The sequence below is a fragment of the Paraburkholderia sp. PREW-6R genome (genome assembly GCF_039621805.1).
Lineage (GTDB): Bacteria > Pseudomonadota > Gammaproteobacteria > Burkholderiales > Burkholderiaceae > Paraburkholderia.
This window is the reverse complement of record NZ_CP155073.1, coordinates 754,859-776,478: the sequence shown is the minus strand read 5'-3', so window position 1 is coordinate 776,478 and position 21,620 is coordinate 754,859. Positions and strand designations below refer to the sequence as shown.

Below are 21,620 nucleotides of genomic sequence, written 5' to 3'. Positions count from 1 at the left end.
TTAACAATGACGAAAAACACTGCACGTGCACTCGCTTTCGCGCTCGCTTGCGCCGCACCGGCGGCGCTCGTGCTAACGCCGGTCGTCGCGCGTGCGCAGAGCGTCGCGCAATATCAGCCTGCGGGCGTGTTGTCGCTGAATGCGCAGGCAAGCGCGGACGTGCCGCAAGACGTGGTCGACATCACGCTCTTCTACGAGCAGGAGGCGAGTGACCCATCCGCGCTGACGTCCACGCTCAATCAACGTGCCGACGCGGCGCTGCAGAAAGCCAAAGGCGTGAGCGGTGTCACGGCGCGCACGGGGTCGTTCTCGATCTATCCGTCAACGGATCGTGACGGGCACATCTCCGCATGGCGCGGCCGCACGGAGATCGTGCTCGAATCGCACGACTTCGCTACGGCGTCGAAGCTCGCCGGACAAATGGCATCGACCATGCAGGTCGGCAATGTGCAATTCTCGTTGTCGCCCGACGCACAGCGCGCCGCCGAACAGAAGCTCACCGGCGAAGCCATCCGGTCGTTCCGCGAGCAGGCGTCGGCGGCGGCGCAGGCCTTCGGCTACAGCGGCTATTCGATTCGCGAGGTCAACGTCGGCCACAATGGATCGATGCCGCGCCCCGTGATGATGATGAGCGCGCGAGCCATGGGCGCGGATGCGAAAGTGTCGGCGCCGGTGCCGATCGAAGGCGGCACGTCCACGGTGACGGTCAACGTGTCCGGCTCGGTACAGATGAAGTAATGCGCGTGTCGCGCTCGATGCGCAGCGCCGCCTGAAAAGGAAACGAAAACGCCACGGCATGCCGTGGCGTTTTCATTCGACCACCCGTGAGCGGCGGGCAGCAAGAAGCACGACTGAAGCGCTAAGCGAAAGCCGCTGTAGCGCCGCGCGTTCAGCCCGCGCTGACAGCGTGCGTCCGTTCGCGACCGGCGCGGCGATACGACCACACCAACAACGCGATGCCCACGAGGATCATTGGCAGCGAAAGCCATTGACCCATCGAGAGGCCCATCGCGAGGAGCCCGAGGAAATCGTCGGGCTCGCGTGCGAATTCCACGGTAAAGCGCGCGAGGCCATAGCCGATCAGGAACACGGCGGAAATCGCACCCAACGGCTTCGGCTTACGCGAGAAAAAGAACAGCACGAAGAAGAGCGCAACGCCTTCGAGCGCGATCTCATAGAGCTCCGACGGATGACGCGGCAGCATATGGTATTGCGCGAACACTTCGTTCAGGTGCCATTGCGCGGCCAGTTGCGGATGCGCGGCGAGCCACGCGGCGTCGTCGGGCGCGGCGCCTGGGAACAGCATGGCCCACGGCGCAGACGGCTCGGTTACGCGGCCCCACAACTCGCCGTTGATGAAATTGCCGAGGCGCCCTGCGGCCAGCCCTGTCGGCACCATCGGCGCAACGAAGTCGGTGACCTGCAGCCACGAGCGCTTGCGCTGATACGCGAACAGCACCATGGCGAGCGTCACGCCGAGGAAGCCGCCGTGGAACGACATGCCGCCTTCCCACACCTTGAAGACGTCGAGCGGATGCGCGAAGTAGAAACTCGCCTTGTAGAACAGCACGTAGCCGAGCCGGCCGCCGAGGATCGTGCCTAACACGCCGTAGAACAGCATGTCGTCAATATCTTTCGCGGTCCAGCCCTGGGCGGCGACGTAGGGCAACCGCAGCCGCAAACGGCCGACGACGATCGCCGCGATGAACGCAACGAGGTACATCAGTCCATACCAGCGCACGGCAAGCGGCCCCAGATGAATGGCTACGGGGTCGAAATTCGGGTGAATGAGCATCGTGTTGTTATGGGCAGTTCAAGTTCGGAAGCGGGTTATCTGACGGCTTTTCAGCCGGCTTGTATCAGGCGGGCGGCGCGGACTGCGGCTCGAACGTGGCAGCATGGGCCTGCACGATTTCAATGAAACCGGCGAGCACCGGACTCACCTGCGCCGGGCGCCACACGAGACCGGTCTCGATCGCAGGCACCGATCCGGCGAGCGGCCGGTACACGACGCCGGTGCGGCGCAGGTTACGCAACGATTGCGGCACCAGTGCGACACCCATGCCGGCCGACACGAGGCTCACGATCGTCTGCATCTGGATCGCCTCCTGGCCAATCCGGGGTGTGAGCCCCGCCACGCCGTAGCAATCCATAATGATGTCATAAAAGCCAGGCGCCAGACGTCTTGGGAAGATCACGAGCGGCGCATCGGCGAGTTCGCGCAGGCTGAGCGGCGTGTCGAGCCACTCCATGGCGGGGTCGCCAGCACTATTTACACTGGCGGCGGTGTCCGCGGACATTGCGATCACGAGCGGCTCGCGCGCGATCGGCAGCCACGCGAGCTGCCCGGCATGGCGGGACGGCAGCGGCGCGATCACGAGGCCCGCGTCGATGCGTCCGGCCATCAGTTCGTCCATTTGCACGTCGCTCGTGGCCTCGGTCAATTCGAGCCGCACGCGCGGGTAGCGCGCGCCGAAATCACGCAGCAGCAGGGGCAACAGGCCGTAGTCCGCAGTAGACACGAACGCAAGCGACAGCACGCCCGTCTCGCCGCGTGCAAGGCTCTGCGCGAGCGGCCGCAGCGCTTCGGCGGCGGCGAGCAGGCGTTGCACCTCGGGCAGCAGATCGGCGCCGACCAGCGTGAGTTCGACCGACCGCTTGGTCCGTGCGAACAGTTCGACGCCGAGTGTCTCTTCGAGCGCCTTGATCGCCTGCGAGAGCGGCGGCTGCGTCATTGAAAGCCGCGTGGCCGCGCGGCCGAAGTGCTTCTCCTCAGCAACGGTAACGAAATAGCGCAACTGCCGCAGATCGGGGACGGTGGGCATCATGACTAATACATTCTACGACCTAATCGACGCCGAATAATATATTGGACTCGCGTCTGGCAAAACATCATCCTTGCCCGACGTGCGTCGAACTAAACTTGGAACGACGCGCCGGCGCGGCAGCGATGGCGCACCGGCCACGTGAAAGCCGCTGACAGCGGCCACCGCGCCGCGACCACGCGGCACGGCCCAAAACAACATTGGAGCTCCCATGGCATACAACCGTCGTTCGAAGAACATCACGCAGGGCGTGGCGCGCTCGCCGAACCGCTCGATGTATTACGCGCTCGGCTATCAGAAGGAAGATTTCGACAAGCCGATGATCGGCATTGCCAACGGCCATTCGACCATCACGCCGTGCAATGCCGGGTTGCAGCGTCTCGCGGATGCAGCCGTCGCCGCGGTCAAGGGCTCGGACGCCAATCCGCAAATCTTCGGCACGCCGACCATTTCGGACGGCATGTCGATGGGCACCGAGGGCATGAAATACTCGCTCGTGTCGCGCGAGGTGATCGCAGACTGCGTCGAGACGTGCGTGCAAGGCCAGTGGATGGACGGCGTGATCGTGATCGGCGGCTGCGACAAGAACATGCCGGGCGGCATGATCGGCATCCTGCGCACCAACGTGCCGAGCATTTACGTGTACGGCGGCACGATCCGTCCCGGCAACTGGAAGGGCAAGGACCTGACCATCGTCTCGTCGTTCGAAGCCGTGGGCGAGTTCACCGCGGGCCGCATGTCGCAGGAAGATTTCGAAGGGGTCGAGAAAAACGCGTGTCCCTCCACGGGCTCGTGCGGCGGCATGTACACGGCCAACACGATGAGTTCGTCGTTCGAAGCGCTCGGCATGTCGCTGATGTATTCATCGACCATGGCCAACCCGGATCAGGAAAAGGTGGACTCGGCCGCCGAATCGGCGCGCGTGCTGGTCGAAGCGGTCAGGAAGGATCTGAAGCCGCGCGACATCGTCACCCGGAAGTCGATCGAGAACGCCGTAGCCGTGATCATGGCCACCGGCGGCTCGACCAACGCGGTGCTGCACTTTCTCGCCATCGCCCATGCGGCCGAAGTGGAGTGGACGATCGAGGACTTCGAGCGCATGCGCAAGAAAGTGCCCGTGATCTGCAACCTGAAGCCGTCCGGCCAGTACGTGGCGACGGATCTGCACAAGGCCGGCGGCATCCCGCAGGTGATGAAGATCCTGCTCGACGCGGGCCTGCTGCACGGCGACTGCATGACGATCACCGGCAAGACCATCGCCGAAGAGCTGAAGGACGTGCCCGCGAAGCCGCCTTCGAACCAGCAGGTGATCTTCCCGATCGACAAGGCGCTGTACGACGAAGGGCATCTGGCGATCCTGAAGGGCAATCTCGCCGAGGACGGCGCGGTCGCCAAGATCACGGGCCTGAAAAATCCGGTGATCACCGGTCCGGCCCGCGTATTCGACGACGAGCAAAGCGCGCTCGAAGCGATTCTGGCCGACAAAATAGTCGAAGGCGACGTGGTGGTGCTGCGCTACCTCGGTCCGAAGGGCGGTCCGGGCATGCCGGAGATGCTGGCGCCGACGTCCGCGATCATTGGCAAAGGGCTGGGCGAAAGCGTCGGCCTGATCACGGACGGACGCTTCTCGGGCGGCACGTGGGGCATGGTCGTTGGACACGTGGCGCCGGAGGCGTTCGTCGGTGGGACGATTGCGCTGGTCCACGAAGGCGACTCGATCACGATCGACGCGCACAAGCTGCTGCTTCAACTGAACGTGGACGATGCCGAACTGCAACGCCGCCGCGACGCGTGGCAGCAACCGAAGCCGCGTTATACGCACGGCGTAATGGCGAAATACTTCGCGCTCGCGCAGCCGGCGAACAAGGGCGCGGTGACCGGCTAAGCGCGCGGTATCCGCCGCACTTCAACTGGCTTGTCGAGTGGGGGCGGCCCGCGCTGCGCAGTAACGCACACGGCCGCGCGGACAACGTAAGAGCGCTCAGGGGCGCACGGGAAATCGTGCGTCCCTTTCCTTTTATAATGCTCGCACTACGAGTCGGGCATCGGGACCGACGGAGACCCTAATGAAATCAAAGTCGTATGCGGCGCTTGCCGCTGCCGCCGCGCTGGGCGCAATACTCGGCAGCGGCAGTCCCACTGCGCGGGCAGAGGCCGCAACGGGCCTCGCGCTTGCGCAGCAGGAAAACTGTATGAGCTGCCACTCGGTCACACGCCAGTTCATGGGCCCGGCGCTCCATGACGTCGCCACCCGGTACGCCGATCACGAAGACGCCGCCGTGTATCTGAAGCGCAAGATTCTGGATGGCAGCGCGGGCGTATGGGGCGTCGTGCCGATGCCCGCCAATACCCAACTCACGCCCGATCAGGCGGCCACGCTGGCCACCTGGATTCTGACGCTCAAGTAAGCCGGCCTTGCCGGCCAGTCTGCTCAGTCATGCACTAGCCGCGCCGCGCGATTTCTTCCGCCACCGCTTCCCGCACCCAGCCGGTCATTTCGGTTTCCAGCGTGAGCGCGACTTCCCGCGTAATGTGGCTCACGAGCCATGACGTGTGATCCTGCAGTGCGTCGCGGCAACGCGCTTCAATCATTGCGCGCCCTTCCCCGGTCAGAAAGCCGGCGAAGCGTCCGCGCAAACGCTCGGCAATGACATCGGCATCGAGCTCGGATGGCGGAGTCGCCGCGGCATCCTGAGCGATGTCGGGCGGCACGGTCGCTCCGGCTTCGAGCGGCGTGACCGGTTCGACACGATCGAATACGCCGGCAAGCGCGGCTTCCTGCCCTGCCGCGTGATTCGCCTGGTTCGCCTGGCTTGCCTGGCCGCTGGGCACGCGCCTGGGCAAATGCCCGCGGTCAGGCTCGTGCGGGTATGCCGGTGCGGACACAGGCTCCGCCGCTCGCGAGGGGCGCGGCATCAACGCGGGTTCTTGCGGATGCCGCGCCTGCGGCGCGAAGGCGGGCTCGGAGGCAAACGACGGCTCGCGCGGCGTCGAAGGATCGGCGGCGACGGCCGCTTCGTTCGATGCGGGATGCGGCTGGGCGCGTTTGCCCGGTACGAGGATCTCGTGCAGGACCGGAATGGAATTGTCGTTGGGATCGGACACGTGCTCCTCCGTGTTTGAGTCGAAAGTCGACGCCTGAGAAGGCCGCGCGTACGCCGGATCCTTGAATCGGGACGCCACGCACGCGGACAGTTTGCCAGCTAGCTGCCTTGCTTGTAGTTGTTCAAAGCATAGCCGCGATCGCGATAGAAGCGATAGCGCTCGCGGCCTGCGATGAGTTCCTCGTGTGCGTTACCGACCACTTCCAGCAATCTTTCGAAGCGCGCGAATTGCGCAGGCACCGTGGCGCCGAGATTGAGCAGCACCTGGTAATGCGGCACGTCTTCGAGACTGGACGCCAGGACGATCGGCGTTTGCGCGGCGAGCGCGGTGCCGGCCATGCAGTGCGGCACGAAGTCGAGCGGCGAGAAGGTCCACAGCTGTTCGTCGAGCGCCCGCAGGCGCTCGGGCTCGGCCAGCACGATGGTCGGCTGGCCGGCCTGATACGCCTTGCGTATCAGGCGGCACGCATACAGCAGCGAATCGCCGACGTTCGAGTGAAAATCGATTCTCGTCATCGGCGGCTCTGCGCTGCATGGGCACCGTTGCCGGCGGTTTTACTGCAATGCGTCATTGTGCGCCGCGACCGTCCGCAGCCCGGTCGATCAGGAACTGCGCGAGCAACGGCACCGGACGGCCCGTCGCGCCCTTCGCCGCGCCGCTCTTCCATGCGGTGCCGGCGATATCGAGGTGAGCCCACGGATACGCGTCGGTGAAACGCGACAGGAAGCACGCCGCCGTCACACTGCCTGCCGGACGGCCGCCGATGTTGGCCAGGTCCGCGAAGTTCGACTTGAGCTGGTCCTGATACTCGTCGTCGAGCGGCATGCGCCAGGCCGGGTCGGACGCTTCACGCGATGCGTCGAGCAACTCGCCCGCGAGCGCGTCGTCTTTCGAGAACAAGCCGCTGTTGTGATGACCCAGCGCGATGATGCAGGCGCCCGTGAGCGTGGCGATGTCGACGACCGCTGCCGGCTTGAAGCGTTCCGCATAGGTGAGCGCATCGCACAGGATCAGGCGGCCTTCGGCGTCGGTATTGAGCACTTCGATCGTCAGGCCCTTCATGCTGGTGACGATGTCGCCGGGTTTGGTGGCGGTGGCCGACGGCATGTTCTCGACAGCCGGAATGATGCCCACCACGTTGATCTTCAGACCCATTTCCGCGACGGCGCGCAACGTGCCCAGCACCGAACCGGCACCGCACATGTCGTACTTCATCTCGTCCATGCCTTCGCCCGGCTTGAGCGAGATGCCGCCCGTGTCGAACGTCACGCCCTTGCCCACCAGCACCACGGGAGCGGCTTTCGCGGCGCCGCCCTGATACTGCAGCACGATGAATTGCGCCGGCTCGACCGAGCCCGCCGTGACCGACAGGAACGAACCCATTTTCAGCGCTTCGCACTGCTTCTCACCGAGCACTTCGACTTTCAGTTTCCAGTCTTTGGCGAGCTTTTTCGCGGTGTTGGCGAGGTACGTGGGCGTACAGACGTTGCTCGGCAGGTTGCCGAGATCACGCGTGAGGTCCATGCCGTTGGCGAGCGCCGCGCCCTGCTTTGCCGCGACTTTCGCGGCCTTCTCGTCGCCGGTGTTCACGCTGAAGACGACGCGCTTCAACGCGCGCGCGGTGGTGTCCGGCTTGCTCTTCATCTGCGTGAAGCGGTAGGTCAGCTCGCGCAGCGCGAGGATGGCGGCACGCACGCCCCAATCAGCCGTGCGTTCGAGGACCGGCAACTGCGCGAGCGTGAACGTGACCTGGACCACCTTGGTGGCGAGCAACGCGCGCCAGGCGGCGCGCACCGCTTCGCCATAGGCTTTCTGGTTGAAAGCGTCCTGTTTGCCGAGGCCGACCAGCAGCACCCGCGAGGCGCCAATGCCCGACACCTCATGCAGGAACAGCGTGGTGCCGGCTTTGCCGTCCATGTCGCCGGCCTTGATGATGCGCGTCAACAGGCCACGCGTGGCCTCGTCGATCTCGAGAGCCGCGCCCGAAAGCGTTTGTGACTCGAACACACCGATTACGATGCAATCGGATTTCCCAGTCAGGAAACCGTTTGACGAGCCTTTGGTCCAATCACAGGCTTTTATGCTAAAGTCCATCGCGCTTGTCCTCGGATAAAATCTGGGCTTAGGATGAAAGCCGCAATTATCCGCTATTTTTCCCGCGGCGGCTGCACCGGAGACGTGACGGGAAGCAACCCGCACATCGCTGGGAGCGCCCCCTCTCATCATCAATAATGATCTTCGAACGCTCCCTCCAGCGCGAACTCGCGTACACGGCTGGTGCCGTGTTCATGGTTCTCCTCACGCTCGTGCTGACCACGATGATGATCCGCATCGTCGGCTTCGCGGCTTCGGGCGAGATCGACCCGCGCGACGTGCTGGTCCTGATCGGGCTGACCGTCATCGGTTATCTGGCCATCATGCTCGTCGCGACCCTGTTCGTGTCGATCCTGTTCGTATTGACCCGCTGGTACAAAGACTCCGAGATGGTCGTGTGGCTGTCCTCGGGCGTCAGTCTGACGCAATTCATCAAGCCCATCGGCATCTTTGCTACGCCGATCATCATCCTCATCATGTTCTTCGTGTTCGTCGGCTGGCCGTGGTCGAATCAGCAAAGCAAGCTGATCCGCGCGCGCTTCCAGCAGCGCGACGAAGTCTCGCTGCTCGCGCCGGGCCAGTTCCGCGAATCGGCAACGAGCCACCGCGTGTTCTTCATAGAGAAGATGTCGCCGGACCAGGGGCACGTGGAAAACGTGTTCGTCACGAGCACCGAGAACGGCAAGGTCAACGTGGTCGTGTCGAAGAACGGCCACACCGAAACGCACAAGAATGGCGACCGCTTCGTGGTGCTGGAAAACGGCCGGCGCTATGACGGCGAGCCCGGGCATCCCGACTTCCGGATCATGGAATTCGAGCGCTATGGCGTGAAGATCCAGAGCCAGCCTGTGGTCAATACGCCGACCACGACCGGCACGCCCACGCTCACGCTACTGCGCAATCCCACCCGCGACAATCTCGCCGAGTTCGCATGGCGCGCGGGGCTGCCACTGATCGCGATCAATCTGATGCTGCTCGCCATTCCGCTTGCGCACCAGAATCCGCGGCGCAGTCGCACCATCAATCTGGTGATGGCCGTCCTTATCTATCTGACGTATTCGAATCTGTTGAACGTGGTGCAGTCGTGGATCGAGCAGGGGAAGATGTCGTTCGGCGTGGGACTGGTGGTCCTGCACGTGATCGTGGCGGCGATCGTCGCGTTCATATTCTGGATGCGGGTGCGCAACCGGCCGCTATTCACGCGGGCCATGTTCAGCCGTTCGCAGGGAGCCTGACCGATGCGCATCTATGAAAGATACTTCGCGCGTCAGATCTATCTCACGTTCGTCTTTATCCTGTTTGCGTTTTCGGGTCTGTTCTTTTTCTTCGACCTGATTAACGAACTGAATTCGGTTGGCCACGGCAACTACAAATTCCAGTACGCGGTGCTGCGGGTAGCGTTGCAAACGCCGTCGCGTTTCTACGAAATCATTCCGGTTGCCGCGTTGATCAGCGCGATTTACGTGTTCGCGCAGATGGCGGCGAATTCCGAATACACGATCTTCCGTGTGTCCGGGCTTGCCACTAATCAGGCGCTGCGTTCGCTGCTAAAGATCGGCATTCCGCTCGTGTTTCTCACGTATCTGATCGGCGAAGTGGTCGGCCCGTATACGGACCAGCTGTCGGAGCGCGTGCGGCTGGAGGCGCTCGGGTCGTCGGTGTCGAGTAATTTCCAGTCGGGCGTGTGGGTGAAAGATACGCTGACCGCGCGGGCCGACGGCGAACAGGTCACGCGCTTTGTGAACGTCGGCGAATTGAAGCCGGATGCGACGATCAGCAATGTGCGCATTTACGAATTCGACTCCAGGTTCCGCCTTTCGAACGTGCGTCAGGCGAAGAGCGGCAAGTACCAGCCGCCGGGCCACTGGCAGTTGACCGACGTCACCGACACGCAGTTGATCGACGTGCCTCCGCCTCCGGGCACGCCGGCTGACGCGTTGAACCCGGTGTATCGCGCGAAGCAAGTGAGCTTGCCCGAGTACTCGCTGCGATCGGAACTGACGCCGCAGATTCTGTCGGTGCTGCTGGTGTCACCGGACCGTATGTCCATGTTCAATCTGTTTCGCTACATCCAGCATTTGACCGAGAACCATCAGGACACGCAGCGGTATGAGATTGCGTTCTGGCGCAAGCTGCTTTATCCGTTTGCGGTGTTCGTGATGCTGGTGCTGTCGTTGCCGTTTGCGTATCTGCATACGCGGGCGGGGGTGGTGGGCGTGAAGGTTTTTGGCGGGATTATGCTGGGGATGAGTTTCCAGCTGTTCAACACGTTGTTCTCGCATATTGGCACGCTGAATACGTGGCCTGCGCCGTTGACTGCGGCTACGCCGGGCCTGGTCTATCTGGTGCTGGGGCTGGTCGGATTGAAGTGGGTGGATCGCCATTAGGAGCCGTTGTCATGGCTACGCACGGGTTGGTGTTGTTTGCGCATGGCGCGAGGGATGCGCGTTGGCGGGAGCCGTTCGAAAGGCTCGCGGACAAGTTGCGCCTTGCGCGCGGTTCGGGTGATGACGGGGGGCCTGTCACGCTGGCCTTTCTCGAATTGATGGAGCCGGATTTGCCTACGGCTGTGGGGGATCTTGTCGCCGACGGGTGTGATGTTGTTACTGTCGTGCCTGTGTTTTTTGGGCAGGGCGGCCACGTTCGACGGGATTTGCCTGAGGTCATCGACAAGTGTCGGGGGCTGTTTCCTGGGGTTGAGGTTCGGTGCGCTGTCGCTGTGGGTGAGGATGAGGGTGTGCTGGATGCTGTTGCTGGTTATTGCCTTCGGCAGGTTTGATTTTTTTGGTTTTACCAGGTGTGGGTTTTTTCTGTTGGATTGGGGTTTGGGCCTTTCCTTGACTTGTTTGTGGTCTATTAGCGTTGCCCCTGTGCGGGGCGGCACTCACTTTCTTTGCAGCCGCAAAGAAAGTAAGCAAAGAAAGCGGCTCACACCGCCAGCCACGAAGCGGGTGCCCTGGCCTGGAGGGCATATTGGTTCGATCTACGAATGATCCCTCGCACACTCCACGCCCGTGACACAGCCATCATCCGTTCCCACTCCGCACTTCGTGCGTCGCGGACGGGTCTGCCAGGGAAACCAGTGGGGCGGTGACACGGCGGCGGGGCCATCGGCTTCGCCCCGGCGAGGCGCCGGAAAAACCGATGGTCCAGATTTGCGCGGAGCGCGCGGACAACCGATGGTTGGGGATGTACCCGGGGGCGCGCGTAGCGCTGCCGGAAGAATGACTGCCTTGTCACGGGAGCGGAGTGTGCGGGGGCACGGATTCCAGATGGGCCACTGCCTTCTGCGAACTGGGGGACCCGCTTAAGAATTAGCGGTTTGAGCCGCTTTCTCTTGCCTACTTCTCTTTGCGGCGGCAAAGAGAAGTAGGTGCCGCCCCGCACAGGGGCAACGCTAATAGACCAAAAACAAATCAAGGAGAGGCCAAAGACAAATCAAGAAAAGGCCAAAGGCAAATCAAGAAAAGACGAAAAACAAAAAACACCCCCACGCCGCAGGCGAAACCCTCAAGCCGCGACCAACCCCTCAAAATCCACCCCAACGCCCTGCTGCGCCCGAGCAGCAAACGCCTCCCCGATCATCAGCACCGAAGGCTGCGAAGCATCAACCCATTGATGCGCGTCACCGCGCGCCAACGCCTCGAGCGTCAAACTCAACACCCGCTCGCGCTCCGTACTGCACGCCTCGACAATCATCACGGGGGTTGCGACCGACCGCCCAGCATCGATCAGTTGCTGCGCAATCTGCACCCCGCTATCCCGGCCCATATAAAACACGAGCGAATCCGCATTCACCTGCTCGCGAATTTCTTCCGACCCAGGCGCGCGGCTGAACGTCGCCAACGCCACACTCCGCGATACACCCCGCAAAGTCAAAGAGCGTTTCAACGACGCGGCGCTCGCCAACGCAGCCGTAATGCCGGGTACGACCTCATAGGCAATGCCGGCCGCTTCCAGGGCCCGCATCTCCTCATCGGCGCGACCAAACAGCATCGGGTCGCCGCCCTTGAGGCGCACGACTACTTCGTGCTCCAACGCAGCATCCACGATCTGCTTGTTGATGAACTGCTGCGCCGTCGATAACCGCCCGCAGCGCTTGCCAACAGCAATACGCCGCGCATGCGATGGCGCGTAGTCGAGCATGGCCGGTTCGACCAGCGCGTCGTGCAACACCACGTCGGCGGCGGCGAGCAAACGCGCGCCGCGCACCGTAATCAGGTCCGCGGCGCCTGGTCCTGCGCCGATCAGATACACCTTACCCATTTGCCTTAACCTGTTGATTGGGGCGCCAGCGTGGCGCAGACGATGCGCCGCCCGCTTCGCTCACTTACGCCGAAAACGCCCGGATCATCCCGGCCGCGACGGTGTGATGCGTCGCCTCGTCGATCAGCACGAACGCGCCCGTGCCCTGATGCGAGTCGTACACGTCGCACACCAGCGGCTTTTGCAGCGTCAGCGCCACGCGGCCAATGTCGTTCATCGCCAGTTCCTTGCGATCGGTGGCCTGCGACAACGTATGGACGTCGAGCACTTCCTTGATCGCGCCAATCCGCGCAAATACGGTACTGGTGGTCTGCTTCAACAGATACTTGCGTTGCGTCGACAGCGGCGTGTCGTCGAACCAGCACAGGTCGGCTTCCAGCTTTTTCGCCGGCTCCGGCGCAGCTTCGCTCAGTACGAACATATCGCCGCGCGACACGTCCACATCTTCCGCGAGACGGATCGTCACGGTCTGACCGGCAAACGCGCGATTCACCGCGGCCGTGCCGCCGACCACCGGCGCAATGATCTCGGCAACCGTCGCTTCGCGATGGGCGGGCAGCACGACGATCGTGTCGCCGACTTTCACCTCGCCCGCTTCGACACGGCCCATGTAGCCGCGGAAGTCGTCGGCCTGGTTGCCGTCCTGGCGCGCGACCCATTGCACCGGGAAACGCAGCGCCTGACCGGTCGGCACATCGACAGGCAAAGCTTCCAGCACGTCGAGCAGCGGCTCGCCGGCGTACCACGGCATGCTCTCGCTCGCCGTCACGATGTTGTCGCCCTTCAGCGCCGACACCGGCACGAAACGCACGTCGCTCAGTCCGAGCTGACGCGCGAGTTCCACATACGCGTCGCGAATCTCGTTGAAGCGCGCTTCGCTGTACTCGACCAGATCCATCTTGTTGATCGCGACGATCACGTGCTGCAAACCGAGCAGCTTCACGATCGCGCTATGACGCTTGGTTTGCGGCAACAACTGCGCGACGCCGTCGACGAACGTCACGCGCGTGGCATCGACCAGAATGATCGCGGCGTGCGCCGTCGACGCACCCGTCACCATGTTGCGCGTGTACTGCTCGTGGCCCGGCGTGTCGGCGATGATGAACTTGCGCTTGGCGGTCGCGAAGTAGCGATAGGCGACGTCGATCGTGATGCCCTGCTCGCGCTCGGCTTCGAGGCCGTCGGTCAGCAGCGACAGATCGATTTCGTCGCCCACGGTGCGCTTGTTCTTCGCACGCGATAACGCGGAAAGCTGGTCGCTCAGCACGGCCTTGCTGTCGTACAGCAGACGGCCGATCAGCGTGCTCTTGCCGTCGTCCACGCTACCCGCGGTGATGAAACGCAGTACGCCGAGGTCTTCCGGTTGATGAATACTCATGATTACATTGTCCTTGTCGGCCGGAGCAAGCGCGTTGGCACTTGCTCCCGTCACGTCACGTGCTTAGAAATAGCCTTGCTTTTTCCGCTGTTCCATCGCGGCTTCGGAGACCTGATCGTCCATCCGCGTCGCGCCGCGCTCCGTAATCTCGGTCACGGCCGTCTCGGCAATGATCTTCTCGAGATTGTCGGCGTCGCTTTCCACCGGGCACGTGCAGCTGATGTCGCCGACAGTACGGAAACGCACCACCGCGGTTTCACTGGTCTCGCCTTCGCGCATCGGCGTAATCGGCGTGACGGGCACGAGCAGACCGTTGCGGCGCACGATCTCGCGCTGATGCGCGTAGTAGATCGACGGCAGTTCGAGCTTCTCGCGAGCGATGTATTGCCACACGTCGAGTTCGGTCCAGTTCGAAATCGGGAACACGCGCAGATGCTCGCCGTTATGCAGGCGGGCGTTATACAGGCTCCACAGTTCCGGGCGCTGCGCCTTCGGGTCCCATTGGCCGAATTCGTCGCGGAACGAAAAAATCCGCTCTTTCGCACGGGCCTTTTCTTCGTCGCGGCGCGCGCCGCCGATCAGCGCGGTATAGCCATGCTGTTCGATCGTCTCGAGCAGGGTGACTGCCTGCGCCGCATTGCGTGAATCCGTTTCGCGGCGCAGACGCACGGTGCCGCGCCGGATCGAATCTTCGACGTGACCCACCACCAGTTCGGCGCCAATCTCTTTCGCACGACGATCGCGAAAGTCGATCACCTCGTCATAGTTGTGGCCGGTGTCGATATGCACGAGCGGGAACGGCAGCACGGTCTTGCGATTCGCGCCAATGCCGAACGCCTTCAGCGCAAGCGCCAGCACCACGACGGAATCCTTGCCGCCCGAGAACAGCAGCGCGGGCTTGCTGCATTCGGCGACCAGTTCGCGCAGGATATGAATCGACTCGGCTTCGAGCCAATCGAGGTGATCCATCCGGTTGGCCGAGTTGCTAAGCGGAGCGTTCACAGTGGAATCGAGCGTGGTGCTCATGTTTGGGTCCTTCGTTGGTTCGCGTCGCAGGCGGTTGCCCGCGTCACGGAAGTATTCAGATCAATAAGTGCGGCGTTCAGCCGATAAGCCAGGTGCCTGCACCACCTGAATCGCGTCAGGCCGATGCGTTCAGGCTGCTGCTTGCGGGAATCGGCGTGATCGTCGTGACGTGCAAGCCGCATTCCTTGGTGTCGCGCGACTCCCACCACCAGCGCCCTGCCCGGCTGTCTTCACCGGGACGGATCGCGCGCGTGCACGGCTCGCAGCCAATGCTCGGATAACCGCGCGCATGCAGCGGATTCACCGGTACGTCGAACGCTTTCAGATACGCCCACACTTCGGCTTCGGTCCAGTCCGTCAGCGGATTGAACTTGGCGATGTTGCGTGCGGCATCGTGCTCCTCGGCGTGCAGTTCGGCGCGCGTCACCGACTGCTCGCGACGCTGGCCCGTCACCCATGCGCTCACGTTCGACAACGCGCGATTCAACGGCTCGACCTTGCGGATTTCGCAGCAACGTTTGCGCAGATCGACGCTTTCGTAAAAAGCATTCAGGCCGTGCGACTTCACATATTCGTCGACCGCCTCGGGCTGCGGATGAAACTGCTCGATGTCATAGCCGTAACGCTCTTTCACGCGGTCGATCATGCCCAGCGTTTCCGCGTGCAACCGTCCGGTATTCAGCGAGAAAATGCCGATTTTCACGCCGCGCGACAGGATGGCGTGCGTAAGCAGCATGTCTTCCGCAGCGAGGCTGCTGGCAAGCTTCACGTTCGCGTGACGCGCCGCGATCGAGTCGAGCAGCGCATCGAGGCGCTCGACCTTTGCAGCGAGTTCCGGCGTAAGCATCTGCACGTCGCTCATGCCGACACCTGTTGCCGTTCGCCATGCAGCTCGCCTGCCTCGCGACGGCGAAAGAGCGGCACCGAATTCACCGCACCCTGATAGTTGAAGCTGAATTCGTCGAACGCCTTGAGCGCGTCGTTGAGGTCCTTGTCCGCACGCAATGCGTAAGCGTCGAAGCCGCAGCGGAACATGAACGTGATCTGATCGCGCAGCACGTCGCCGATCGCGCGCAATTCGCCCTTGTAGCCATAACGCTCGCGCAGCAAACGGCCAATGCTGTAGCCGCGGCCGTCGCGAAACACCGGGAAGTCCACGCCGATCAGCGCAATCCTGTCGAAATCGGCGACGATATCCGCCGGTTCGCTGTCGGGCGCGAGCCACACGCCGATGTCGTCTGCGCCGCGCGAGGCGATCAATGCATCACGGGAAGCCTGCCACAGCGCGAGCGGCACCAGCACCTTGCCCGCCGGCAGTTCGTTCACCGCGGGCAGCGAGCCGTCTTCGGCCGGGCGGATCACCGTCCAGTCGTCGTTGACGATCGTACGATTCTTGATGATAGAAGCCATCTGTTCAGTATCCTTTCGCGGTTACGCGTGAGCCGGTTGACGCGACGCGTACACGCGTTCCTTGAACGGCGAGATGCCGATCCGGTTATACGTTTCGATGAAGCGTTCGCCTTCGTGGCGGTTCTCCACGAACGTATCGATCACCTTGCTCATCACGTCCGGCATTTCTTCGGCCGAGAACGACGGGCCGATCACGCGGCCAAGGTGCGCGCCGGTGGCGCCCGTGCCCTGCTCGCCGCCGAGCGTCACCTGATACCACTCGGAGCCGTCTTTATCCACGCCCAGAATGCCGATGTTGCCGACGTGATGGTGACCGCACGCATTGATACAGCCCGAGATGTTCAGCGACACGTCGCCGAGGTCGTACACGTAGTCGAGATCGTTGAAACGCTCCTGAATGGCAAGCGCGATTGGAATCGACTTCGCATTCGCAAGCGAGCAGAAGTCGCCGCCCGGGCACGCGATGATGTCGGTCAGCAAACCGACGTTCGGCGTCGCAAAACCCTGCGCTTTAGCTTTTTCCCACAGCGCGAACAGGTCGCGCTTCTTGACGTTCGCGAGAATCAGGTTCTGCTCGTGCGAGACGCGGATTTCGCCGAGCGAGTACTCGTCGGCCCAGTCGGCAACGGCTTCCATCTGCGTGTCGGTGGCGTCGCCCGGCGCGATCGTGGCCGGCTTCAGCGACAGCGTGACCGACGCATAGCCCGATACCTTATGCGGACGCACATTGCGCTCGACCCAGCGCGAAAAGCCGCGGTTCTCCAGCAGATGCTTTTCGAACGACGCATCCGTATCCGGCAGCTTTTCATAGACGGGCGGCTGGAAGTACTGCGACACGCGATCCACTTCGGTCTGCGTGAGCGTTGCGGGGCCGTCTTTCAGGTGCTGCCATTCTTCTTCGACCTGCGCCGAAAACTTCTCCGGGCTCAGCGCCTTCACCAGAATCTTGATACGCGCCTTGTAGATGTTGTCGCGGCGTCCATAACGGTTGTACACGCGCAGCACCGCTTCGCAGTAGGTCAGCAGGTGTTGCCACGGCAGATCCCGCCGGATGATCGCGCCGATGATCGGCGTGCGGCCCATGCCGCCGCCGGCCAGAATGTCGGCCACCAGTTCGCCCTGCTCGTTTTTCCTCAGATACACGCCCAGGTCGTGAACCTGCACCGCCGCGCGGTCCTCTGTCGAACCAGACACGGCGATCTTGAACTTACGCGGCAGCCATGCAAATTCGGGGTGGAACGTGGACCATTGACGCAGAATCTCCGCCCACGGGCGCGGATCGACCATTTCGTCCGGCGCGACGCCCGCGAATTGATCGGCGGTGATGTTACGAATGCAGTTGCCCGAGGTCTGAATGCCGTGCATTTGCACGGCGGCCAGTTTGCGCAGGATTTCAGGCGTCTCTTCGAGCTTGATCCAGTTGTACTGGATGTTCGAGCGCGTCGAAAAATGGCCGTAACCGCGATCGTGTTCGCGCGCGATCTGCGCGAGCACGCGCATCTGGTCGCTGCGCAGGTTGCCGTACGGAATCGCAATACGGTGCATGTAGGCGTGACGCTGCATGTACAGACCGTTTTGCAGCCGCAGCGGACGAAACTCCTCTTCGCTCAATTCGCCCGACAAGCGGCGGCGAACCTGATCGGCGTACTGCGCGACCCGTTCATCGACGATGGTCTGGTCGTACTGATCGTATTGGTACATTCGGGGACCCCAATTTTTGCCATGACACGCAGCGCTCCGGTTGCGCCGCGCCCTGAATATTCCTGTTTGTCACCAACGGCACATGAACGTTTAGACCCATCGCTCATTTGCTTATGACAAATACAGATATCCATATTGAAAAAGATGGACTGATCGTAATAAACTCGCTTTATATTTCAAACGACTAAAAAAATCTTTTGATATGCGGAGAGGTTATATATGAACCTGCACCAGTTCCGCTTCGTCCGCGAGGCTGTGCGGCAGAATTTCAACCTGACTGAAGCGGCCAAAGCGCTCTATACAAGCCAGCCGGGCGTCTCCAAGGCGATCATCGAACTCGAAGACGAGCTGGGCGTGGAAATCTTCACCCGCCACGGCAAGCGCGTGCGCTCCCTCACCGAGCCGGGCCGCATCATCCTGCAGTCAGTCGAGAAAATCTTGCAGGAAGTGGAAAGCCTCAAGCGCGTCGGTAAAGATTACGCAGCACAGGATCAGGGCAATCTCGTGATCGCGGCCACCCACACACAGGCCCGCTACTCACTTCCGGCCGCCATCGCCGAATTCAAGAAGCGGTTTCCCAAAGTTCACCTTTCTATCTTGCAAGGCAGCCCGACCCAGGTGGCCGACATGGTGCTGCACGACCAGGCGGACCTCGCCATCGCGACCGAAGCCATCGCCAACTATAAGGAGCTGGTGTCGCTGCCCTGCTTCCAGTGGCACCACGTCGCAATCGTGCAGCCCGATCATCCGCTACTCGACCGCAAACTTTTGTCGCTGGATGATCTGACCCAGTATCCGCTCATCACCTACGACAATGCGTTCGCCGGCCGCACCAAGATCAACGAGGCGTTCCGTTTGCGCGGGCTGCATCCGGATATCGTGCTGGAGGCCATCGACGCCGACGTGATCAAGACCTACGTGGAACTGGGTCTGGGCGTCGGCATCATGGCGGATATCGCGTTCAACGCCGAGCGCGATCGCCACCTGCGCGCCATGCCGGTCGGACATCTGTTCGGCAGCAACGTGACGCGGGTCGCGCTGAAACAGGGCGCCTATCTGCGCAGCTATGTGTATACGCTCGTCGAACTGCTATCGCCGAGCATGAACCGCAAGCTGATCGAACAGGCGCTCAAGGGCGAACACGAAACCTACGAACTCTAGCTTCATGACGCTTCCCCGCTACGGAGACCCTCGATGACGTCGTACAAGAAGAAAATCAGCACACTTAGCGCCGCTCTGGCTCTGGCTTCTGGCGCGCTTTTGCCCGCTACCGCGGCGCACGCCGACATCAAGGTCGGCATCGATCTGTCGAGCACCGGCCCGGCGGCCGTGATCGGCATCACCAGCAAGAACGCCATGCTGATGTGGCCGGCCACGATCGCCGGCCAGAAGGCCGACTACATCTTCCTCGACGACGCGTCCGATCCCGGCGCCGCCGTTCGCAACATCCGCAAGCTGATCAACGAGGATCATGTCGACGTCATCGTCGGACCGAACATCACGCCCGCGGCAATGGCGGCGCTCGATCCGGTCGCGGAGAGCCAGACGCCGATGATTACGCTGGTCGGCTCGGCAAGCGTGGTCGAGCCGCAGGAAGGCAAGAAAATCTGGGCCTACAAGATGGCGCAGACCGACAGCGCGATGGCCGACGTGATGACGCGCTACATGTCGAATCACAACGTGAAAACGGTAGGCTTCATCGGTTTTGCGGACGGCTACGGCGAAAGCTGGCTGAACGAGTTCAGCAAGTTCGCGGCGCTGCGCCACATCCAGCTGGTCGCGACCGAGCGGTATAACCGCACGGACGCCAGCGTGACCGGCCAGATCCTGAAGCTGATGTCCGCGAAACCCGACGCGATCCTGATCGCCGGCGCGGGCACGCCGACGGTGCTGCCGGAGCGCACGCTGATCGAGCGCGGCTACAAAGGGCCGATCTACCAGACACACGGCATTGCCACGCCCGAGTTCATCAAGCTCGGCGGCAAGGACGTCGAGGGCACGCTGTTCCCTACGCAGCCGGTCGTGGTCGCGCATACGCTGCCGGCCGATCATCCGGCCAAGAAGGCCGCCCTCGCGTTCACCAACGAATATGAAGCGAAATACGGCCCGGGCAGCGTCACCCAGTTCGCGGGCGATGCGGCAGGCGTCTATCCGCGTCTGCAGGATGCGGTGACGCGCGCGCTCAAAACAGCGCAGCCGGGAACGCCCGCATTCCGCAGCGCATTGCGCGATGAACTCGAGCACGCGCATGAGCTCGTCGTGCCTAATGGTGTCGTGAACACGAGCCCGAAAGATCACGTCGGCCTCGACCAGCGCGCCAGCGTGATGGGCACGATCAGAAACGGCAAGTTCGTGTATCTGAGCCAGTAACCGCACGGCACCATTCGATCGCGGGAGCGGGCTGCTTCCGACTCACCGCGTATAACCCTCGTCTATGCGCTGGACGGGTGGCGCACCCACGCTCACGCTGCGTGTACCATGCTGACGGCCAGCTTGCGATGAACGCAGGCACAGGCCAATTTGCCGATTCCGAGCGAATGTGCGGCGCTTGCCTCCCGAGGGCCGCTGCGCATTCGTGACGTCCGTGAAGTCCGTCAGACCGCGCATGCTCAAAACCAGAAAACGCATCATCGTCGCCGCTCTCGTCGTTGTTGTGATCCTCGCGATCGCGATCGGCCAGGCTATCCGCAAGCGCAGCAGCGTGGCGGCCGGTCCCGCGGAAACCGGCACTTCCGTCGTGGAGTTCGCGCCGGACGATCTCACCCGCGTCACCCGCCGTACGCTCTCCGAAACGCTGCCGCTCACCGGCAGCCTGCGCGCCGTTACACAGGCGGCCGTCAAATCGAAAGTGGGCGGCTCCGCGCTCGAAGTCGACGTGCGCGAGGGCGACGCTGTCAGGACCGGCCAGATTCTCGCGAAAATCGATGCGCGTGATTATGCCGCGCGTGCCGGGCAGACGCGCGGCCAGATGGCCGCGATGGCCGGTCAGCTCGACATCGCCAGACAGACGCTCGACAACAACCGCGTGCTGGTCGAAAAAGGTTTCATCTCGAAAAACGCGTTCGACACCGCGCAAAGCCAGTACGAGATCGCGCGCGCCAATCTCGACGCCGCGAAGGCGGCGCTCGCGTCGTCCAATCTGTCACTGGACGATACGGTTATACGCTCGCCGCTCGACGGACAGATCGCCTCGCGCACGGTCGAGCCGGGCGAAAAAGTCGCCGTGGATAGCAAGCTGTTCGATGTGGTCGATCTTCGCGTGCTCGAACTCGAAGCGCCGGTGCCGGTAGGGGAAATTGGCCGCGTGCGGATCGGCCAGCCGGTACAGATTTCGTTCGACGGCATCGACACACCCGTGCAAGGCGCGATCACGCGCATCAATCCAGCCGCGCAGCCCGGCTCGCGCTCGATCATGGTGTACGTGCGCATCGCCAATCCGTCGGGTGTGCTGCGCGTCGGCATGTTCGGCACGGGCACGATCGGCGTGGGCAGCCGGCAGAATGTGCTGGTCGTGCCAGCCACCGCCGTGCGCACGGACGGCACGCGCCGCAGCGTGTACGCGCTCGCGGGCGGCAAGCTCGTCGAACAGCCCGTGCAGACAGGCGCAACCGGCGACGCCGACGGCGATACGTGGACCGAAATCGTCGGCGGAGCGCTGGCGGACGGGCAGCAGATCGTGAAGAACAATCTCGGCTCGCTGCGCATCGGCAGTACGGTGCACGTGGTGCAGCCCGCGCAGCCCGTTCAGCCGGCGTCGGCGCAGCCCGCCGCTGGCGCCCCGAGCGCCAGCGCGCGCTGAGCCGGAGCCCTCGCCT

20 protein-coding genes are annotated in these 21,620 nt (G+C 62.8%); 9 read left to right on the top strand and 11 right to left on the bottom strand.

What is annotated here, in order from left to right; translation table 11 throughout:
• Nucleotides 1-6 precede the first annotated feature (6 nt).
• Nucleotides 7-738, top strand: a complete 732-nt coding sequence (locus tag AAGS40_RS03395; RefSeq protein ID WP_345813169.1) for an SIMPL domain-containing protein — start codon at nucleotides 7-9, stop codon at nucleotides 736-738.
• A 151-nt stretch (nucleotides 739-889) separates the two neighbouring features.
• Here the strand turns inward: AAGS40_RS03395 and lgt are convergent, their stop codons facing one another.
• Nucleotides 890-1,795 carry a prolipoprotein diacylglyceryl transferase gene (lgt, locus tag AAGS40_RS03390; protein WP_345813168.1) on the bottom strand — a complete coding sequence of 302 codons (906 nt, stop codon included), beginning with the start codon at nucleotides 1,793-1,795 and terminating at the stop codon, nucleotides 890-892.
• A 64-nt stretch (nucleotides 1,796-1,859) separates the two neighbouring features.
• Nucleotides 1,860-2,828: a LysR family transcriptional regulator gene (locus AAGS40_RS03385; protein ID WP_345813167.1), complete on the bottom strand. Its 969-nt coding sequence runs from the start codon at nucleotides 2,826-2,828 to the stop codon at nucleotides 1,860-1,862.
• A gap of 208 nt (nucleotides 2,829-3,036) precedes the next feature.
• Between AAGS40_RS03385 and ilvD the strand changes: the two genes are divergently transcribed.
• Together ilvD and AAGS40_RS03375 are read left to right on the top strand one after the other, a co-directional pair.
• Nucleotides 3,037-4,710 carry a dihydroxy-acid dehydratase gene (ilvD, locus tag AAGS40_RS03380; RefSeq protein ID WP_345813166.1) on the top strand — a complete coding sequence of 558 codons (1,674 nt, stop codon included), beginning with the start codon at nucleotides 3,037-3,039 and terminating at the stop codon, nucleotides 4,708-4,710.
• Nucleotides 4,711-4,891: 181 nt separating this feature from the next.
• Entirely contained in the window at nucleotides 4,892-5,233 is a 342-nt protein-coding gene (locus AAGS40_RS03375; protein ID WP_345813165.1) for a c-type cytochrome, read from the top strand.
• 34 nt (nucleotides 5,234-5,267) lie between these two features.
• Here the strand turns inward: AAGS40_RS03375 and AAGS40_RS03370 are convergent, their stop codons facing one another.
• The 3 genes from AAGS40_RS03370 to AAGS40_RS03360 all read right to left on the bottom strand — a co-directional run bounded on the left by AAGS40_RS03370 (nucleotide 5,268) and on the right by AAGS40_RS03360 (nucleotide 8,024).
• Nucleotides 5,268-5,930, bottom strand: coding sequence for a DUF2486 family protein (locus AAGS40_RS03370; RefSeq protein ID WP_345813164.1), 663 nt, complete (start codon nucleotides 5,928-5,930; stop codon nucleotides 5,268-5,270).
• A gap of 98 nt (nucleotides 5,931-6,028) precedes the next feature.
• Nucleotides 6,029-6,445, bottom strand: coding sequence for a DNA polymerase III subunit chi (locus tag AAGS40_RS03365; protein ID WP_345813163.1), 417 nt, complete (start codon nucleotides 6,443-6,445; stop codon nucleotides 6,029-6,031).
• Between the two features lie 52 nt (nucleotides 6,446-6,497).
• Nucleotides 6,498-8,024, bottom strand: coding sequence for a leucyl aminopeptidase (locus AAGS40_RS03360; protein ID WP_345813162.1), 1,527 nt, complete (start codon nucleotides 8,022-8,024; stop codon nucleotides 6,498-6,500).
• A gap of 137 nt (nucleotides 8,025-8,161) precedes the next feature.
• Between AAGS40_RS03360 and lptF the strand changes: the two genes are divergently transcribed.
• Genes lptF through AAGS40_RS03345 form a run of 3 tightly spaced genes read left to right on the top strand, consistent with a single transcriptional unit; the run spans nucleotide 8,162 to nucleotide 10,803 of the window.
• Complete coding sequence (gene lptF, locus AAGS40_RS03355) at nucleotides 8,162-9,259, top strand: LPS export ABC transporter permease LptF (protein ID WP_345813161.1); 1,098 nt, start codon at nucleotides 8,162-8,164, stop codon at nucleotides 9,257-9,259.
• A 3-nt stretch (nucleotides 9,260-9,262) separates the two neighbouring features.
• The gene (gene lptG / locus AAGS40_RS03350) at nucleotides 9,263-10,411 is read left to right on the top strand and encodes an LPS export ABC transporter permease LptG (RefSeq protein WP_345813159.1); all 1,149 of its coding nucleotides are present in this window, start codon (nucleotides 9,263-9,265) and stop codon (nucleotides 10,409-10,411) included.
• 11 nt (nucleotides 10,412-10,422) lie between these two features.
• Nucleotides 10,423-10,803 (top strand): CbiX/SirB N-terminal domain-containing protein, encoded by a 381-nt coding sequence (locus AAGS40_RS03345; RefSeq protein ID WP_345813158.1) that lies wholly within the window; start codon nucleotides 10,423-10,425, stop codon nucleotides 10,801-10,803.
• A gap of 731 nt (nucleotides 10,804-11,534) precedes the next feature.
• Here AAGS40_RS03345 and cobA read toward each other — a convergent pair.
• The 6 genes from cobA to AAGS40_RS03315 all read right to left on the bottom strand — a co-directional run bounded on the left by cobA (nucleotide 11,535) and on the right by AAGS40_RS03315 (nucleotide 17,805).
• On the bottom strand, nucleotides 11,535-12,290 hold the full coding sequence (gene cobA / locus AAGS40_RS03340; RefSeq protein ID WP_345813157.1) for a uroporphyrinogen-III C-methyltransferase: 756 nt from the start codon (nucleotides 12,288-12,290) through the stop codon (nucleotides 11,535-11,537).
• A gap of 64 nt (nucleotides 12,291-12,354) precedes the next feature.
• Complete coding sequence (locus AAGS40_RS03335) at nucleotides 12,355-13,671, bottom strand: GTP-binding protein (RefSeq protein WP_345814235.1); 1,317 nt, start codon at nucleotides 13,669-13,671, stop codon at nucleotides 12,355-12,357.
• A gap of 60 nt (nucleotides 13,672-13,731) precedes the next feature.
• On the bottom strand, nucleotides 13,732-14,694 hold the full coding sequence (gene cysD, locus AAGS40_RS03330; protein ID WP_345813156.1) for a sulfate adenylyltransferase subunit CysD: 963 nt from the start codon (nucleotides 14,692-14,694) through the stop codon (nucleotides 13,732-13,734).
• A gap of 115 nt (nucleotides 14,695-14,809) precedes the next feature.
• Nucleotides 14,810-15,556, bottom strand: a complete 747-nt coding sequence (locus AAGS40_RS03325; protein WP_345813155.1) for a phosphoadenylyl-sulfate reductase — start codon at nucleotides 15,554-15,556, stop codon at nucleotides 14,810-14,812.
• Entirely contained in the window at nucleotides 15,553-16,104 is a 552-nt protein-coding gene (locus AAGS40_RS03320; RefSeq protein ID WP_345813154.1) for a DUF934 domain-containing protein, read from the bottom strand. The genes AAGS40_RS03325 and AAGS40_RS03320 overlap by 4 nt, the downstream gene beginning before the upstream one ends.
• A 21-nt stretch (nucleotides 16,105-16,125) precedes the next feature.
• Nucleotides 16,126-17,805 carry a nitrite/sulfite reductase gene (locus AAGS40_RS03315; RefSeq protein WP_345813153.1) on the bottom strand — a complete coding sequence of 560 codons (1,680 nt, stop codon included), beginning with the start codon at nucleotides 17,803-17,805 and terminating at the stop codon, nucleotides 16,126-16,128.
• Between the two features lie 219 nt (nucleotides 17,806-18,024).
• On the opposite strand from AAGS40_RS03315, the gene AAGS40_RS03310 reads away from it, so the two are divergent.
• The 3 genes from AAGS40_RS03310 (at nucleotide 18,025) to AAGS40_RS03300 (ending at nucleotide 21,604) form a co-directional block, all read left to right on the top strand.
• Entirely contained in the window at nucleotides 18,025-18,966 is a 942-nt protein-coding gene (locus tag AAGS40_RS03310; protein ID WP_345813152.1) for a CysB family HTH-type transcriptional regulator, read from the top strand.
• 33 nt (nucleotides 18,967-18,999) lie between these two features.
• A complete protein-coding gene (locus AAGS40_RS03305) occupies nucleotides 19,000-20,175 on the top strand; it encodes an ABC transporter substrate-binding protein (protein WP_345813151.1) in 1,176 nt (391 codons plus the stop codon).
• Nucleotides 20,176-20,410: 235 nt separating this feature from the next.
• Complete coding sequence (locus tag AAGS40_RS03300; RefSeq protein WP_345813150.1) at nucleotides 20,411-21,604, top strand: efflux RND transporter periplasmic adaptor subunit; 1,194 nt, start codon at nucleotides 20,411-20,413, stop codon at nucleotides 21,602-21,604.
• Nucleotides 21,605-21,620: the final 16 nt, after the last annotated feature.